The 262-nt window shown below is 67.6% G+C and carries 1 protein-coding gene; it reads left to right on the forward strand.

Annotation, left to right across the window (positions count from 1 at the left end; translation table 11 throughout):
* A partial coding sequence (locus tag HKX41_12040) for an asparagine synthase (protein NNC24865.1) occupies positions 1-262 on the forward strand: 262 nt, incomplete at both ends.

A 262-nucleotide genomic window follows, 5' to 3' on the forward strand; every position in this document is an offset into this window, starting at 1 on the left:
CCGCGACGGCCACCTGCCGGTCGGCGATGCCGCCGACCGCGTGCAATACCTCGATTTCCGCATGGACCTGGCCCACGGCATCCTCACCAAGATCGACCGCGCCGGCAGCGCCTGCGGCCTGGAGACACGCTCGCCGCTGCTGGACCGCAGTGTGATCGAGTTCGCCTGGTCACTGCCGACCGCGCTCAAGCACCATCGCGGCGAGCAGAAGTACGTGCTTAAGCGTCTGCTCGAACGCTACCTGCCGCAGCCGCTGATCTAC

This window comes from Salifodinibacter halophilus, assembly GCA_012999515.1.
In the GTDB taxonomy this organism is placed as follows: Bacteria; Pseudomonadota; Gammaproteobacteria; order Nevskiales; family Salinisphaeraceae; genus Salifodinibacter; species Salifodinibacter halophilus.